The 15,552-nt window shown below is 31.0% G+C and carries 17 protein-coding genes; 8 read left to right on the top strand and 9 right to left on the bottom strand.

The genetic code is table 11. The features are described 5' to 3' along the window. The first annotated feature begins 10 nt into the window (after positions 1 to 10). The 5 genes from Q0873_RS02780 to Q0873_RS02760 are packed head-to-tail and all read left to right on the top strand — an operon-like array spanning position 11 to position 3,273. A complete protein-coding gene (locus Q0873_RS02780; RefSeq protein WP_299104252.1) occupies positions 11 to 1,162 on the top strand; it encodes a hypothetical protein in 1,152 nt (383 codons plus the stop codon). Between the two features lie 4 nt (positions 1,163 to 1,166). After that, on the top strand, positions 1,167 to 1,502 hold the full coding sequence (locus tag Q0873_RS02775) for a hypothetical protein (RefSeq protein ID WP_299104251.1): 336 nt from the start codon (positions 1,167 to 1,169) through the stop codon (positions 1,500 to 1,502). 16 nt (positions 1,503 to 1,518) lie between these two features. Then, positions 1,519 to 2,061, top strand: a complete 543-nt coding sequence (locus tag Q0873_RS02770; protein WP_299104250.1) for a YceI family protein — start codon at positions 1,519 to 1,521, stop codon at positions 2,059 to 2,061. After that, a complete protein-coding gene (locus Q0873_RS02765) occupies positions 2,039 to 2,422 on the top strand; it encodes a hypothetical protein (RefSeq protein ID WP_299104249.1) in 384 nt (127 codons plus the stop codon). Before Q0873_RS02770 ends, Q0873_RS02765 begins: the two co-directional genes overlap by 23 nt. After that, positions 2,407 to 3,273: a DUF5777 family beta-barrel protein gene (locus tag Q0873_RS02760; protein WP_299104248.1), complete on the top strand. Its 867-nt coding sequence runs from the start codon at positions 2,407 to 2,409 to the stop codon at positions 3,271 to 3,273. Before Q0873_RS02765 ends, Q0873_RS02760 begins: the two co-directional genes overlap by 16 nt. Positions 3,274 to 3,360: 87 nt before the next feature. Here Q0873_RS02760 and Q0873_RS02755 read toward each other — a convergent pair whose 3' ends face one another. The 3 genes from Q0873_RS02755 to Q0873_RS02745 all read right to left on the bottom strand — a co-directional run bounded on the left by Q0873_RS02755 (position 3,361) and on the right by Q0873_RS02745 (position 6,443). Then, positions 3,361 to 3,921: a Crp/Fnr family transcriptional regulator gene (locus Q0873_RS02755; protein WP_299104247.1), complete on the bottom strand. Its 561-nt coding sequence runs from the start codon at positions 3,919 to 3,921 to the stop codon at positions 3,361 to 3,363. Between the two features lie 75 nt (positions 3,922 to 3,996). Continuing rightward, on the bottom strand, positions 3,997 to 4,650 hold the full coding sequence (locus tag Q0873_RS02750; RefSeq protein ID WP_299104246.1) for a transglutaminase family protein: 654 nt from the start codon (positions 4,648 to 4,650) through the stop codon (positions 3,997 to 3,999). 5 nt (positions 4,651 to 4,655) lie between these two features. Beyond that, positions 4,656 to 6,443 (bottom strand): acyl-CoA dehydrogenase family protein, encoded by a 1,788-nt coding sequence (locus tag Q0873_RS02745; RefSeq protein WP_299104245.1) that lies wholly within the window; start codon positions 6,441 to 6,443, stop codon positions 4,656 to 4,658. 87 nt (positions 6,444 to 6,530) lie between these two features. Here Q0873_RS02745 and Q0873_RS02740 point away from each other — a divergent pair, with 87 nt between their 5' ends. Genes Q0873_RS02740 through Q0873_RS02730 form a run of 3 tightly spaced genes read left to right on the top strand, consistent with a single transcriptional unit; the run spans position 6,531 to position 7,965 of the window. Further along, positions 6,531 to 7,166 carry a TetR/AcrR family transcriptional regulator gene (locus Q0873_RS02740; protein WP_299104244.1) on the top strand — a complete coding sequence of 212 codons (636 nt, stop codon included), beginning with the start codon at positions 6,531 to 6,533 and terminating at the stop codon, positions 7,164 to 7,166. Positions 7,167 to 7,213: 47 nt separating this feature from the next. Beyond that, positions 7,214 to 7,573 carry a hypothetical protein gene (locus Q0873_RS02735; protein ID WP_299104243.1) on the top strand — a complete coding sequence of 120 codons (360 nt, stop codon included), beginning with the start codon at positions 7,214 to 7,216 and terminating at the stop codon, positions 7,571 to 7,573. Between the two features lie 5 nt (positions 7,574 to 7,578). Continuing rightward, positions 7,579 to 7,965: a YchJ family metal-binding protein gene (locus Q0873_RS02730; RefSeq protein WP_299104242.1), complete on the top strand. Its 387-nt coding sequence runs from the start codon at positions 7,579 to 7,581 to the stop codon at positions 7,963 to 7,965. Between the two features lie 21 nt (positions 7,966 to 7,986). On the opposite strand, the gene Q0873_RS02725 is transcribed toward Q0873_RS02730, so the two are convergent. From Q0873_RS02725 to Q0873_RS02700, 6 genes are read right to left on the bottom strand one after another with little or no spacing between them, the layout of a single operon-like run. Beyond that, positions 7,987 to 10,365: a hypothetical protein gene (locus Q0873_RS02725; protein ID WP_299104241.1), complete on the bottom strand. Its 2,379-nt coding sequence runs from the start codon at positions 10,363 to 10,365 to the stop codon at positions 7,987 to 7,989. 19 nt (positions 10,366 to 10,384) lie between these two features. After that, on the bottom strand, positions 10,385 to 11,788 hold the full coding sequence (locus tag Q0873_RS02720) for a hypothetical protein (protein WP_299104240.1): 1,404 nt from the start codon (positions 11,786 to 11,788) through the stop codon (positions 10,385 to 10,387). 7 nt (positions 11,789 to 11,795) lie between these two features. Beyond that, positions 11,796 to 13,118, bottom strand: a complete 1,323-nt coding sequence (locus tag Q0873_RS02715) for a hypothetical protein (RefSeq protein ID WP_299104238.1) — start codon at positions 13,116 to 13,118, stop codon at positions 11,796 to 11,798. 7 nt (positions 13,119 to 13,125) lie between these two features. Further along, positions 13,126 to 14,472 (bottom strand): hypothetical protein, encoded by a 1,347-nt coding sequence (locus Q0873_RS02710; protein ID WP_299104237.1) that lies wholly within the window; start codon positions 14,470 to 14,472, stop codon positions 13,126 to 13,128. Positions 14,473 to 14,486: 14 nt separating this feature from the next. Further along, a complete protein-coding gene (locus Q0873_RS02705; RefSeq protein WP_299104236.1) occupies positions 14,487 to 15,137 on the bottom strand; it encodes a hypothetical protein in 651 nt (216 codons plus the stop codon). 54 nt (positions 15,138 to 15,191) lie between these two features. Continuing rightward, positions 15,192 to 15,551: a hypothetical protein gene (locus Q0873_RS02700; protein ID WP_299104235.1), complete on the bottom strand. Its 360-nt coding sequence runs from the start codon at positions 15,549 to 15,551 to the stop codon at positions 15,192 to 15,194. Between the last annotated feature and the right edge of the window lies 1 nt (position 15,552).

Here is a 15,552-nt window from a genome sequence, read left to right as displayed (position 1 = left end):
AAACTAAATTATGAAAAAAAGACACTTTCTTTTAGGAACATTATTTGTTCTTTTTTTAATAGGTTGTGAAGACAACGTAAGAGATATTACTGGAGGAACCAACCTTATACCTCCCACAAATCCTGTTACAGAAGTAAACCCTTTAGATATTACTATTGATGGATTTGATTTTCTTGAAAAAATGCAAGGACATTGGGTTGGTACCAATAAAGTAATTGCCGATGAATATCCTTGGTTTGCTTGGGACTATAGAGCAATTTCAAAATCTCATATACACGGTATTCACGAAGGTGGATCATTAGGAAACCTATTTACTTCATTCTTTGTTACCAATTACAAAGGAAAAAGAACCATTATGGCTCGTAATGGAGGGCTATTAAATGGAATTTATCGTACAAGTTATTTTGTAATGGATAAAGTTGAAGATCGAAATTCCGAAGGAAAATATTACAGACTTGTAGATGCCGTTGGTGGAACAGGAATTATGTACATGGAACTTCGTTTTAAAGGAGATGAGCTTTTCTTTAATTCATATACAAGTAATTTAGGGAATCGTGTACCTTCTAGACACATGACTTTCAAAGGAAAGAAAATGCATATGGAATTAGCACAAGCTGCTCAAAATGCAACTGGTTTTCCTGAAAATACTATTGATAATGGTCTAGACTTTGCTAATGGATTTAATCCAGAACATTTATATACAGAGCAAGCAGGACAACCAGCAAAATCCGCAACTTTCTTAGCTTCCCAAACCAATAATGATGTTTATGAATTAGCTCCTCAATCTGGAGACCCATATATAATTACAGATCATCCAAGGTTGGGTACATTAACCACTAATATTACTAGAAATAGTGAAATTACAGATACTAATTTGTTGGTGTACTTATCAAGAGATCCTTTAACTGACACCAATGGATTTTTAACTTCTGATGTAGCTGCATTTGATACCATTTTACATTTCCCAGCCTTAGAAAATAAAGAAGATACTTTCTTATACACATACTTACACCCTGGAGAGTATTATCTCACTGTTGTTGCTGATAAAAGTGGAGATGGTGCTCCAGGAGAAGGAGATATTTTAAGTATTAGCAAGAAGCTCACAGTAGCTCCATTAGAAAATAAATTAGAAAATGTAACCAATGTTGATGTTCAAAATTAAGAGAATGAGAAGAATATTTTATTTAGCAATTGTTGTATTAAGTGTTAGTTGTACCACTGCAGAAATTCCTCTAGCCGGAGCTCCTGTAGATAGAACAGTCACCTATCAAAGAGACATTCAACCAATCATATTTAATAACTGCCTAACCTGTCATAGTTCGGTAAACCCAGCCAATGGATTAATTCTTGAAACCTATGATCAAGTGAAAAACTCGGCTCAAAATGGAAATTTAATAGCCCGTTTAAATGATGCTGCCAATCCAATGCCGCAAAACGGGCTTTTAACTGCCGATAGAAGAGCTTTATTCGATAAGTGGAAGACAGATGGATACATTGAATAATCTAAAAATATTACTAATGAAAAAATTAATCATATTAGCAGTACTATTGATTTCACAATCAATTGCCGCGCAAAAATACTTTACAAGAACTGGTACAACTCATTTCAAAGCTTCAGTAGAGGCTTTTGAACCAGTTGAAGCTACAAACCATAGTTCTACTTCTATTTTAAAAGTAGCTACTGGTGATATTGCTGTGCAACTTTTTGTAAATGCTTTTCAATTTAAAGTAGCCTTGATGCAAGAGCATTTTAATGAAAATTACATGGATTCTGATAAGTACTCAAAAGCTACCTTTAGAGGAAAACTAAGTGATTTTTCCATAGAAAGAATGAAAGATCAACAAGAATTTCCTTTAAATGGAATACTAACGGTAAGAGGAAAAAAGAAAGAAATTAACACTACCGCCAAGGTTCTTTTTCAAAACAATACCATTAAGCTTTCATGTAGCTTCACAGTTAAACCACAAGATTTTAATATTAAAATACCAAGCATTGTTCGAAAGAAAATTGCTGATAAAATAATTGTTACTATAAATTATGAATTGGTTGAAAAAAAATAAACTCATCCTCATAGGACTACTTCTTGTTGTCGCTATATACGGAGCATATACTTACGCGTATAAACCTCATAAAACAATTGAAGAGCTGGATTCAAACTATACTGGAGCATCTGCTGATTTTTTAGAAATCGCCAGTACCAATTTTAATGAATGGAATTCAAAAGTGGTAGAACTAAGAGGAGAAATTACAGGACTAGATAGTAAAGGGGTTACCTTAAATAACCAAATATTCTGTCAGTTTAAAACTCCTGATAAAATCACAACATTAAACTTAAATCAAAAAATAACAATAAAAGGTCGTGTCATTGGATACGATGATTTACTAGACGAAATAAAATTAAATCAATGCATACTAAAATAAACTTTTTATTCATCCTTCTTTTTTTATCACTAAGTATAAGTGCTCAAGATGATTTATTAGATGAACTAGACAATGAAACTAAGCATACAAAACAATTTGATTTACCTGCTTTTAAAGCAATGCAAATAGGAAATTTGCAATCAACAAAAATTGCCGACAAAGGTGACTTATATTTAGTTGTTGCACACCGATTCGGGTCTTTAAAAGATGGTATTGATGAATTTTTCGGATTAGATCAAGCCAATACAAAAATTCAATTACTATACAGTTTTTGGGATGGGATTCAATTAGGATTAAGTAGAGATAGTTTCGAAAAAACATACTCAGGAACAGCTAAGGTTAGGATTGCCAAACAATCAAATAAGTTTCCTTTAAACTTAGTGGGATATGCTAGTGCAGATATTAATTCAGAATTAAAAAAGAAGAACTATCCAAATTTAAGATTTGGTGACCGAATGAGTTATACTTTTCAACTTTTAGCTTCTCGTAGGGTTTCTAAGAATTTCTCATTAGAACTTGCTCCTTCTTTTGTTCGCCAAAACTTACAAGACTTAAATGCAACAAAAGCAAGAAATCACAATCAGTTTTTAATGGGAGTTGGAGGGCGTTTAAAGGTTAGTAAGCGTATGAGTATTAACCTAGATTACGCTTATAACTTTAATAAAAATAGCAACTCTGTTTATAACAACCCTCTTACGTTGGGTATTGATATTGAAACAGGTGGACATGTGTTTCAATTATTATTCTCAAACGCACGAGGAAGTAACGATAGTGCCTTTTTAACTAAAGCGCAGGGAGATTGGGGAAAGGGAGATATTTCCTTTGGATTTAACGTAGTAAGAGTTTTTTAAACCAAAGATTCTTTTCATGTGAATAATGAAGGGTAATAACCCCCACTCTTTTCACGCTAGGGCTTTTTCTTTAATGAAAAGGCCCTTTTATTTTACTCTAATTCTACTAAGTGTTTCTTGACTTATTCCTAGCATAGATGCAATATGTCCTAAGTTTGCAATCTGTGTAATTCGAGGATAAGCACTTATTAATAACTCATATTTCTCTTTGGCAGATAAAAAATAGTATCCTTTATAAAATTCATCAATGATTGCTAGCTCCTGCTCCATCATTAAACGTCCAAATCGTTCTAACTCCGGATGTTCTTTATATAATAATTGCCAATTATCATATGAAATCGCAATTACCTTACATTCATCTATGGCTTCTAAATATTCATTAGAAGGGTTTTGCATAACATAACTTCCCCAAGAAGTAAATAGAGATTTGTCTCCATAAACCCAGTGTGTTATGTCTTTTCCTTTTTGATACATAAAACTTCGAACACTTCCCTCTTTTAGAAAATACAAATGCTTACATGTTTTTCCAATGTTTAGAATTTGCCCTCCTTTTTCAAAAGATTCTTCCTTAGCTACACTTAAAATATGTTGAGCGGTTTCTTCTTTTAAATCGATAAATCCTTTTATATAATCTATAAATTCTTGCATGCTGCTAAGTTAAGCAAAATGCAGTTGCTCTTAAAAATGAAAAAGGTTTCATTTATACAATGAAACCCTTCTTAATTATAACTTAGATAAGTCTAAAACTTCTCCCTTTTCAATTTTTCTTTGATTTACTATGGGGTAATGTTCTTTCATTAATTCAAACATATAGTCCAATGGAACTTCATTAAATGTTCCATAGTCGTCTAAATATTCCATAAACTTATGCTTTTCATTACTATCGTATTCATGAAAAATAGAATCTACTTTTCCATCGAAATCTAAAACATTCACTCCTAAAAAATCACAAAGAGTTTTATTAAAAGCGGGAGTTGCCTTGACCCATTTACCATGTAAATAGACCTCAACATATCCATGAGGAACTAATTCATCACTTTGCAAAGTTTCAACAATCTTGTCTACAGCTAAATGGTTTTTAACCTTAGCCAATCCTAATCGACTTGGAATGTTTTTAGCTCTTAATAAAGCTATTAAAATTGTAGCCTTTTCTAGACAGTGTCCTGTCTTACGTTTTGCCAAACTCGATGCTTTCCAATCTTCTTCATTTAAGCTAAAATGATATGGATAATATTCCCAAGTATCTCTTACATACTCATAAGCTTTAATAGCGTATTCATTTGTATTTAGTACTCCATATTTTAGCCTAATTTCTTTTTGTATGTTTTGAATTACCTCGTGGGAATAATCAAAATAGAAATTCTCTTCAGTATACATATACCTTACTTGCTTAAATTATATACTCCTTTCGATTCTTTAATAAATGAACATATTGTTCTGCGCGCCTCTTTTACATTACTATGTGGTAAATGTGCATATTTTTCAAGTGCTTGTTTTATGATCGTAGCATCTTCCTCTTTATCAAAACAAGCTAATAAGTTTTTAATGGTATTTTCCATTGCATTGAAGCAATCAAAACCAATGGTTTTTAATAAAGAATCATGAATAATACTATCATATTTCCCTACTTCTTTTAATTTTTTAATACGAAGTACAACACTTTCCAAGGCGTAAATTGTAATTAACATATCTGAAATATGCATGGCTATTTCCTGCTCTTCAGCCAACTGCGTCATGTATTGTTGTGCACAAACTCCTGTAGTAATTACAGACAAGTTTCTTAAGTTAACAACCAATTGTTCATATCTTTCAATAGTATCTTCTGAAAAAGTAGCTACAGGTTCTGAAAGTTCAGACATCAATTGGGTATATGGTGTAAAGAAATCTATTTCTCCTTTCATTCCTTTTTTTAAGAATTCTTTGATAATAACTAATCTGTTAATTTCATTAGTTCCTTCAAAAATTCTACTAATACGAGCTCCTCTATACAATCTTTCTACAGGTGATTCTGCCGAGAATCCCATTCCTCCATATATTTGAACACTTTCATCTACAATATAATCTTGCGCTTCTGATCCGTAAACCTTGGCTATTGCACATTCTATACTAAACTCTTTTAGGGCTTCTATTTTTGCTTCAGAAAACGACATGGTTTGTGACAGTACTTCACAATTTTCATCAATAGCATTTGCCACCCTATAAACAATAGCCTCATTGGTAAATATCTTACTAGTCATTTTAGCTATCTTATCTTTCATAGCTCCAAACTCAAGAATTGATTTACCAAATTGTTCTCTTTCTATAGCGTAATCAACTGAATGTTCTAAAGCCAATTTACCAATTCCTATACAAGATGCCGCTAGCTTAATTCTACCTGTATTTAAAGTATTTAGCGCTATTTTAAGACCTTTGTTTCGTTCCCCTAGTAAATGTGTTGAAGGCACAATGGTATTTTCAAAAAACACTTGTCTTGTACTCCAACCAGACAATCCCATTTTCTTTTCTTCAGGACCAAAACTAATTCCTCCAAAAGTTCGATCGACTACAAATGCAGATAAATTCTTATCGTCTTCTATTTTAGCAAAAACAATGAACATATTCGCGATTCCTGCATTTGATATCCAAGCTTTTTGTCCGTTGATAACATAATTACCATCGTTATTTATTACCGCTTTTGTTTTACCTGCATTGGCATCACTTCCTGCATTTGGTTCTGTTAAGGCAAATGCTGAAATAAAGGTACCATCCGTCATTTTTGGAATATACTGTTCCTTTAGGAAATCACTTCCATATAACAAAACAGGTGCAATACCAATACTCGTTTGTACACCTAAAGCCCCGCCAAATGAATGTCCTTTACTCATCGATTCTACAAAATGAAGTACATCTTTTAATGATAGATTAACACCATTATACTCCTCAGAAACCTCTAAACTTAAAAAACCCAAATCTCCACACTTCTTAAGTAGTTCAGGTGTTTTATCTATTCCAGCTATCGATTCTAACACCTCTATATTAGGTTCAATTTCTGTTTCTAAAAATTGAGTTGCCGATTCTTGAATCATAATTGATTCTTCTGTTTTCAATTCGGTCGTATAAAAGTTATCTAAGGATTCATTTTTTACTAAAAACGAACCTCCAATATTCATGGTTATTGCTTCTGAGTTCATATTCTTTTTATTTAATTAGGCAAAAATGCCTAGACAAATATATAGATAAATTTCATACAATAGGCAAAAATGCCTAATTTTGATTTTATGAACACAAAAGATCGAATATTAGAGGCAGCCTTAAATCTCTTTAATAAAGAGGGCTACATGAATATTTCCAGCAAAACTATTAGTGAAGAAATGGGCATTAGTTATGGAAATTTATGTTACCACTTTCCAAAAAAAGATGATATTGTTCTTCGTCTTCATCAAAATTTCCTAGATGAAATGGATGAAAGTCTTGAAAATTTAGAGGGAGAAATTTTTGAGTTTGATTTTATGCTTCAAAGTTTAAAACAGTTAATGGACTTAACTTTTAAGTATCGTTTTTTTCTATTAAACAGTTATGATATTATTACCCGATACCCTAATATCAAAGCCAAAACTATTGAACGTTCTAAAGTGTATCATTCTGTTATATATAGAATAGCTATTTTCTTAATGGAAAATGAATACATGCATCCTACCAATGATGATAAGCTACTTAGAAAGAAAATTCACGGATTGTTAATCATTTTCAATTCTTGGATTATAGATTATGCTGTTTTTTATGAAGATGATTTAGATCAAAACACCGTAAAATCGACTTATTACATTAAATTACTTTTCTCTATGATTCAATCTTCTTTGACTAAAAAGGGAAAAGATTCTTTTGCTTCTGTATATCTATCTATGATTTCATAGTTAATAAAAGCGTAGAAATATTGTAATTTTGTCCTTTTATTCTAGAAATGACAATACAAGACTTAGTTGGTGAATATACTCTTATTGGAAGTAATCAAAATGAAAGTGATGTTGCTTACCGTGGTAAGTTGAGTTTAACGTTGGATTCAAATAACAGAATTCAAGCGAAATGGATTATTAATAACAACCAAGAACAGTATGGTCATGGCTTTTTCAAAAACAACATTTTGGTTATTAATTTTTTCTATACAGGAGAAGATGAGAAAACCTATAAAGGTGTTGTTGTTTATCAATGTTTAACTAAAGATATATTGGATGGCTTTTGGTCTGAAAAACATGGAAATCCACTTTATCTTGGAGAAGAACGATGCTATAGAATTAAAGAAAATATTGAACCTTTAAACTAATAATCATGCAATGTCCATGCAATCCAAATAAAAAGTATGCTGATTGTTGCAAAATAGCACATACCAACATCGACAATGTTCTAACAGCCGAACAATTAATGCGTTCAAGGTATAGTGCTTTTGTTCTTGCTAATATTGAGTATCTTCAAAAAAGTCATCACTCCTCTACTCGTCCTAAAAAGAGAGAGAAAAAAGAAATTTTAGCGTGGACTAAATCGGTACAATGGCTAAAATTAGAAGTTTTAAACGCTTCCAAAGGAAAGCCTTATGATACTATCGGAACAGTTGAATTCAAGGCTTATTTTATGGAAAATGGTCAGTTAGACATTATTCATGAAAACTCTTCATTCTCTCGAGAAAACAATCATTGGGTTTATTTAAAAGCCTATTAAGTATAATAAAATTCAAAGCTACTACTTAGGCGTTTTTGCATGATATAACTTTGCAAACCCTAATTCGATATAGATGGCAATCTCTGCTCTGGTTTTTCCTTCATTCAACATTTTAAAGATTGTGTTTAAATGTTGTTTTTTAAAAGTATGTAATAAACCTTCTTTTTGCTTTAAATGATCATACTTAAGTCCCTCTAACTCTTTTAACATAAACTTATTCGCCTCATAGGCTCTTTTTCTTTTAGCCAAAAATTGCTTCAACTTTATGTTTTCTTTTCTATCAGAATTGTTATAAATAGACACTGCTTTATTGTATTTGTTTTCTACATTCCACTCTATTCTTTTTGCATCTCTATATAGTTTCTTCAATCCTGCAAAAGCTAGTTCATAATAAGTATCTAAATAGTTTTGATTCTTATCTACAAACTCTAAGTATTTTAATGCTGTTTTTTTATACTTTGATTTTGATTTTAATTCTGCATCTTTTAACTCCTGTTCCATTGTATTTATTTCCTCAGCAACCTCGGCTACTTCTTTAATCTCAGCATACTTCTTCTGCTTCGTAACTATAAAAATCTCTGGAGTTATTTCATTTGGTTCACCTATAAAAGTATGCTCTTTATAGACTATTGTAAACTTGTCTTTCTTTGCTTTCTCTCTTTTATTCTTCTTAGCAGATAAATCAAATCCATAATTATACCCAAATGTTACTGTTAAATCTTGTGTATTTCGAGATGTATTACTTCTAAATAATTGGATTGCATTTAAATTAAAATTATGCTTTTCTTTATATACATAATTTGCATTGAATCTAAAATTTGTTGCACTTGCCTGTGTTTGTTCACTGTTATTTTGATTATAAGAAGTACTAAAAGTGGTATTCAATTTATCTTTAAAAAACTTCTTATTAACCGATACTGTAGGACCCCATGTATATGCTTCTTCTCTACCAATGGTATTGTATGTAGTATTGATTGCTGAAGTAATATTCATTTTTTTATTTGGTAGCCCTAAGGTATATGAGGTATTAAAGTTATGGAACGTAGATCCGTTTCCAATCCTTACGATTCCATTTTCTTCATTTGCCACAGTAGCCAATGCATAATTCACATTTAAATTTTGCCTTCTACTTTTACTACTTTCTAGTATATAAGCTACATTAACATTTGCATTTTGAGAAAGTTGCTTATAATCAAATAGTTCTGCTTGGTTATCTAGTAAGTTATCATCGTTGATATTGTCAAACTGATCTAATCTATTATTGGTAAACGTTGTGAAATTTGAATACCCCCCCGTTATATTCACTTTTTTACTTAATGTATATGTAGCATTTACACTCCCAACGGTTCTACTAGTACTCGTTTCCTTTTGATTTGCTAAATCGTCTCTTTGATACCCTATATTAAACGCTAAGTTTAACTTGTTATCAAACAATACAGTATTTGCATTTAAAGTAATATTTTCAAAATCGTTGTTAAAGAAATAAGCTCCAAGAGTCTGGTACCCTGGATCTATACGCTCATATCCCACCCCAAAACGATATTTATCAAAGCTATACTCCATTTCTGTCTTAAAAGCTTTGTAAAACTCCGTAGAGGCTCTATTATTAAATAATAAACCTGCTACTCCGCTACTATGTCCTACTTCTTGCGCTCTTAAATCTTGTGTAATTGCAGTGGATGCATATTCTCCTTTAAATCGTAATCCTTCCATTACGGTTACAGAACCAGACATACTAAGTACAAGGTTTTCTTTAGGTAAGATATTTTTGTCTTCAGGAATTGTATTTATTGAATTTATTTCATCTTTGGCATAAAAACCAATAACTTCAATATTATATTTCTCTTTTTTAAATCCAATCTTTGCTCCATATCCCATACGTTTAAAAGCAGGTTGCGTTCTATCATCACCCGTATCTTCAGTAGCTTTTAATAATCGACCATACATAGCTGAAAAGGTAATTGCTCCTTTTGGTGTTAAGTCTACTCCTGCTCCTGTAAACTGATGTCCTGCTAAGGTGTAAGGAGAAAAGCTCATATTTACATCTCCAATATGTGCTTGAACCCATTTGTATTTAGGATGTAAACTTAAACGGTTAAAACTAAATGGTAATTGATATTCTAGATCTTCTCCTTGATTTGAAAAACTATAACTTACTGGAATTGAAAATTCATATATACTAAAATTCAATCCTCCTTGTAAAAAATAGGTGAATGGTGCTCTAGCTGAATTTTGATTTGACGAATAAAATACCGAATTCGCAGCAATATTACCACTTACCTTAAATGGCTTTCCTCTTCCTATATTTTCAAAATCTATTTGTTGTCCAAAAACTCCTTGTACCAACAATATTCCCATGCTCAAAAGTACCTTTCGTACTTTACTCTTCAATTGTATCATTAACAATATTCTTTTTCTTTTACCTAGCAAAACACTCTTGTGAGTCCTTAACTTTTATTTTATATTTTCCTTTATTTAACTTACTTACCCTTGTGTTTTTCCCACTTGTAAAGGCAAACCAAGTCTCTGTATTTTCATTGCTTCCCGTATAATTTGCCCAGCTACTTCCATTAAAAAATTGCACAACTCCATCCTTTTCAAGTTGATATAAATAAGTTCTACCATCTTCACCATTTGCTTTAACATCAATATAACCATCGTTTACACTAAAACATTTTTGATCAGAAGCTCCAATAATAGAAAAACTAACTTTTTCTGGTGAACCAATTGTTAAATCCGTAGGAATTAAACTAGACCAAGAAATATCATTAGGGTCTATAGGCGTTCCTTTTTCTCCTGTTTGGTATTTTACTTTATACGTCCCTTTTGATAAAGTTTTAGTCCATTCATACTTATAACTTGTTTCACTAACTTTTTCTAAAGATTTAATATCTAAGTTTTGGGTCTTTATAATATCAAAATTACCAGAAAGTATATTTTGTTCATAAACGATAATTGCTAGTTTTTCGTTGGGGTACAAATCTCTTTTTAAATTTAAAACAAAACTACCATCAGAATTATAAAAGCATGATGTTTCTTTTGATTCTATAGCGTTCAATTCTGGTGATGCAGAAATAATATTAAAATTAAATATTTCGGTAGAAATAATTGGTAATCTAATCACTGGTGGATTAAAAGCTGGTTGTCTAAAAGAAATCAAATTGGTATTATCCAACACAGCTTTAATTTTTATACTCTTACCAACTTCTATCGTCTCATTCTTTAATATTTCTCCGATAGTAGATTTCATTGGAAAATTATGTCTTATTTCCTCAGGAAAATCAACAAATCCTTTATTGTTATAATTATATTTCCAAATAATTTCTGGAACTTTTATTATTGGATCTGCAAAACTATTCTGAGTTGTTTTAAACAATAAATCATTAATGGATCTTTTGGTATCCGTTGGTTGCACATAATGTGGTAATAAGATGGAAAAGAAAGAATATGTATTTAATTCTGATGGCGTTTTAGTCATGTTTTTAATACATAACTCAATAGTTGGACTATTATAACCGGCTGTTAGATATTCATATTTGTTAACCTCTTGAAATTCTGAAAATGAACAAATTAAAAAAACAAAACTTCCGGAGGTATATAAATTATCATTAACACTTATTTTCAAAGGTAATTTCGATACACCAAAGGGGTGTATTTTTGACTCTGGGTTCCTTGTTTGAACATTATCTTTGGTAGTATACGTAACTGTATATGTCTTACTTGAAGTACCTTGATAATCTCTTGTTGTATACCAAAGACTATACTCTTGTCCTAATGCAGAAAAACTGCTTAAAATTAATATGATTACAAACTTCTTTTTCATTTTAAACTTACCTAGCAAAACACTCTTGTGAGTCCTTAACTTTTATTTGATATTTTCCTTTATTTAACTTACTTACCCTAGTGTTTTTTCCATTTGTAAAAGCAAACCATGTTTCAGTTTTTTCATTACTCCCTGTATAATTTACCCAGCTAGTTCCATTAAAAAATTGGACTATTCCATCCTTTTTAAGTTGATATAAATAAGTTCTTCCATCTTCTCCATCTGCATGAATATCTATATATCCATTATTAGCTTTAAAACAACTTTCATTAGCTGTATTTACAATAGAAAAGGAAACATTTGTTGGCGTCCCTATAGTAAATGGATTTGAGAAAGCCAATTGTGTCCATGAAGGGTCATCTTTATCAATCATTCCTGTACCTAAATATCCTTGATATTTAACTTTATAATTTCCTGGTGCGAGATTTCCTTCATAATTATAGATAAAGTTACCCAATCCATCAGATTGTAAACTACTTGATTCTGCCTGTTTATAAAAAGAATAAATATTAGGAGCAGACTCAAAGAATATTGAAACTAAGAGTCGTTCATTATTTACCAAGTCTCTATCGACTTTTAAAGAAAACTTACCATCACTATCATAGTAACATGTTGTATTTTTTACGGAAGGATCTTCAACCAATTTTGGTGCACAAGCAATAATACTATAAGTAACAATATTGGTATATTGGTTATTAAACCCTGTTTGAAACTTTACTGTTTTTGCTGATAAATTATCTACATCTACCCCTGTTTTAGCTAATAAATCTTTAAAATTAAATGTTGTTATAATTCTATTATTATATTCCGCAGGGAAATCAGTCCAACTCCCTCCTTCCAATTTATATCTCCAGTGATATCCGAATTTTAATGTTACACTATTGTCCAAACAAACTCCATTATTCTTGGCATTCTCGTCATCATATGTATGCAAAGAATATAATTGTTGGGAAAAACTACACCCACTGAAATTCAAATACAAGTTCCCAAAATCTGCTCTATTTATTTCTCGTTTTCTTTCGTAAGTACAATCTGGAAATGTTCTTAATCTGATAGCATAATTATTAACATTAATAGTTACCTTGTTAAAATCATCTTGTAAATAAAAAAAATCGTAATACGTTTTGCCTTGTGTAGAAAAAGTAGCCATATAATTGGTTCCTCCAACACTTCCTTTATCAGTACCAATACTTAAAGAATTATTATTCGCATGTAAATAGCCCGTTATTTTGGTTTCGACCATATATGCATATTCTTTTTGCCCCAATACCCAACCCGTATAAAAAAACACTGCTAGGGATAATAGTACTTTAAATCGTTTCTTTCTCATTTTAAATTTATCTAGCAAAACACCCTTTCGAATCTCTTACTTTTACTCTATACTTTCCTTTATTCAATTTTCTAATTCTAGTGTCTTTTCCACTAGTAAAGCCAAACCATGTTTCAGTATTTTCATTACTTCCCGTATAATTTGTCCAGTTACTTCCATTAAAGTATTGTAAAACTCCATTTCTTCTCAATTGATATAAATACGTTCTTCCATTTTCTCCATCTGCATTTAAGTCTATGTATCCATCTTTTTCTGAGAAACAGGTTTGATCAGACATTCCTGTTACAGAATAGCTCACGTTTTTAGGACTACCTATTACGATATTTTCATAGAAATCTAAGCTATTCCATGAAGGATCCGTACTAGCAATCCCTTCATTTTTATTATGTGTTTGAAATTTTATTTTATAACTCCCATTGTCTAAGGCTGCTTGCCAAGTATACCTATAAGTTCCATTTCCATTATTTATAATCGTATTTGTATGTTCTTGTCCATATAATTTACTCTCATCATTTTGGTCATATAGTGTGATAACTATTGTTTCGTTTGCATATAAATCTCTATCAAAGTTTAGGGTAAAGCCTCCATCACTAGAATAATTACAATTGGTACTTTTCTCTACCACGTTATCTATTCCTGGTGAACAACCAATCATAACATAACTAATTTGGTTTGTTATTTTACCAGTACAATAACGTTGCATCCTAAATTGAATTGACTTGCGGTAATATAAATTAGCTCTATTTCCAAACAATTCTTCTAATCCGAATGTTATTGTATCTACCCCTTGAAAGCCGTTTGGAAAATCTGTCCATTTATCAACTGCTGTGCTTAAAACATCATAGTACTGCCATCGATAGACCTCAGGAGCAAAACCCTTTACATCAACGTTTAAGGTGATTTTACACAATGCATTATCTGCTGGTTGTGGGTTAATTTCTGTATAAGGTTCAATATCAACTTTTATGGTGTTATTAAACTTAGATAATCTAGTAGATTTAGAATCACAATGATCAAAATTTACAGGAACCCTTTGGTATTCATTTATAACAACATCCCCTCTAGTATTCTCTGCATATAATCTTTCTGAAATTGCATTTGGTAAAAAGTTTACATACGCTACAAAATTTACTCTATCATCTATCAAATCATTACAATGTGCAAACGCCAAAACAGCTGCTTGATTGGTATTTGTATTTTCCAATAAAATTCTATCATACGAATTTCTGATTGGGTCTGGATCACAAGGTTCTGCTTGTGCAAAAGCCGTATAGGTAATTTTATACTTTTGAGCATAGCAATAAACTCCACTCAAAAACAAAATCACGCAAAATAATACCTTTTTAATATCCATAACTATTCTTAACCCTATTTGTTCTTTCTAAACCATTTCATTAAAAACTTTAACCCTTCTTTTTTAGTCTCAACAGTATTTGGTAAGTCAGGTAATTTTTCTGTTCTCATAAAAATCATCACATTTTTGTATAACATTATTAATGTTACCAATAAACTCGACATACCTAAAAGAAAAATTACACTTCCTAAGAAATAAATAAACCATATTCTCGCAGTAGAGGGTTTCGTACCTATAATATATTTATTATCAATAATTAACTTTTCTACGCTCCTATCTTCATTATTGAATTTTACTTTTATTAACCCAAAATTACTTAACTGTTGAGATGTTAAACTAAAGGGCAATTTCCCTTTCAAATCTCTCTTATCAATTATTCCTCTACTAAATAAAACCTCTAAAAGGTTATTGTAAGAAGGGTTTTGTGATACTTCATAAATGTTAGTAAACCTTTTTCCTTTAGAGAGTTCTCCTCTTAATCTTATATCCTCATAATCATTTGGTATAAAACTCTCTAGTGACAAAAAATGCAATTTATCTTCCTCAAATATTTCATCTTTTAATTCTTTAGCTTTATTAAAAAGTATAGGACTTACTTTAAAAATAATTACTAAACCAAGAGCTATTCCGAAACCAAATTTTAGCATGTAATCAAAAAACTTCATCTCTATAATTAACTAATTTAAATTATTACAAGTTTACTTAACTATTAAACTAATTCACTCTTCTTCGTGTCCAGATGGCCAAACTCCATACCTTCTTTTAAATTCTTCAGGTGTTTCTGGCTGTCCCATATTTCCATGAAAACTATTACTATCAATATCACTGTACCATAGCTGCCACTTTTTATCTTCTTTCATTTTTTCTTCTTCTGTCATTTTTAACAACCTCTCTTCTTCCTCTCTTTCTCTTAACTCTCCACGCTTACGATAAACTAAACTCTTTTGGTCTTCATTAAGTTTTTTAGAACACTCAATCCATTCGTTTGAAACAGGTATTTCATTTGCCATTTTTGCTAAAATCTCTAACTGCTCCTCGCTTAAATTTTCTGAAATTTCGTTAGGTTTAATACGTTTCATG

It is taken from the genome of uncultured Tenacibaculum sp., from assembly GCF_947498805.1.
Classification (GTDB): domain Bacteria; phylum Bacteroidota; class Bacteroidia; order Flavobacteriales; family Flavobacteriaceae; genus Polaribacter.
Note: the sequence above shows the minus strand (reverse complement) of the source record. Positions and strands in the feature narration are given on the sequence as shown.

Coding starts and splice junctions, on each gene's coding strand:
- Q0873_RS02715 (WP_299104238.1), bottom strand. CDS start 13,118: ATGAGAAAGAAACGATTTAAAGTACTATTATCCCTAGCAGTGTTTTTT.
- Q0873_RS02720 (WP_299104240.1), bottom strand. CDS start 11,788: ATGAAAAAGAAGTTTGTAATCATATTAATTTTAAGCAGTTTTTCTGCA.
- Q0873_RS02775 (WP_299104251.1), top strand. CDS start 1,167: ATGAGAAGAATATTTTATTTAGCAATTGTTGTATTAAGTGTTAGTTGT.
- Q0873_RS02755 (WP_299104247.1), bottom strand. CDS start 3,921: ATGCAAGAATTTATAGATTATATAAAAGGATTTATCGATTTAAAAGAA.
- Q0873_RS02710 (WP_299104237.1), bottom strand. CDS start 14,472: ATGGATATTAAAAAGGTATTATTTTGCGTGATTTTGTTTTTGAGTGGA.
- Q0873_RS02765 (WP_299104249.1), top strand. CDS start 2,039: ATGAATTGGTTGAAAAAAAATAAACTCATCCTCATAGGACTACTTCTT.
- Q0873_RS02725 (WP_299104241.1), bottom strand. CDS start 10,365: ATGATACAATTGAAGAGTAAAGTACGAAAGGTACTTTTGAGCATGGGA.
- Q0873_RS02750 (WP_299104246.1), bottom strand. CDS start 4,650: ATGTATACTGAAGAGAATTTCTATTTTGATTATTCCCACGAGGTAATT.
- Q0873_RS02705 (WP_299104236.1), bottom strand. CDS start 15,137: ATGAAGTTTTTTGATTACATGCTAAAATTTGGTTTCGGAATAGCTCTT.
- Q0873_RS02735 (WP_299104243.1), top strand. CDS start 7,214: ATGACAATACAAGACTTAGTTGGTGAATATACTCTTATTGGAAGTAAT.
- Q0873_RS02760 (WP_299104248.1), top strand. CDS start 2,407: ATGCATACTAAAATAAACTTTTTATTCATCCTTCTTTTTTTATCACTA.
- Q0873_RS02745 (WP_299104245.1), bottom strand. CDS start 6,443: ATGAACTCAGAAGCAATAACCATGAATATTGGAGGTTCGTTTTTAGTA.
- Q0873_RS02730 (WP_299104242.1), top strand. CDS start 7,579: ATGCAATGTCCATGCAATCCAAATAAAAAGTATGCTGATTGTTGCAAA.
- Q0873_RS02780 (WP_299104252.1), top strand. CDS start 11: ATGAAAAAAAGACACTTTCTTTTAGGAACATTATTTGTTCTTTTTTTA.
- Q0873_RS02700 (WP_299104235.1), bottom strand. CDS start 15,551: ATGAAACGTATTAAACCTAACGAAATTTCAGAAAATTTAAGCGAGGAG.
- Q0873_RS02740 (WP_299104244.1), top strand. CDS start 6,531: ATGAACACAAAAGATCGAATATTAGAGGCAGCCTTAAATCTCTTTAAT.
- Q0873_RS02770 (WP_299104250.1), top strand. CDS start 1,519: ATGAAAAAATTAATCATATTAGCAGTACTATTGATTTCACAATCAATT.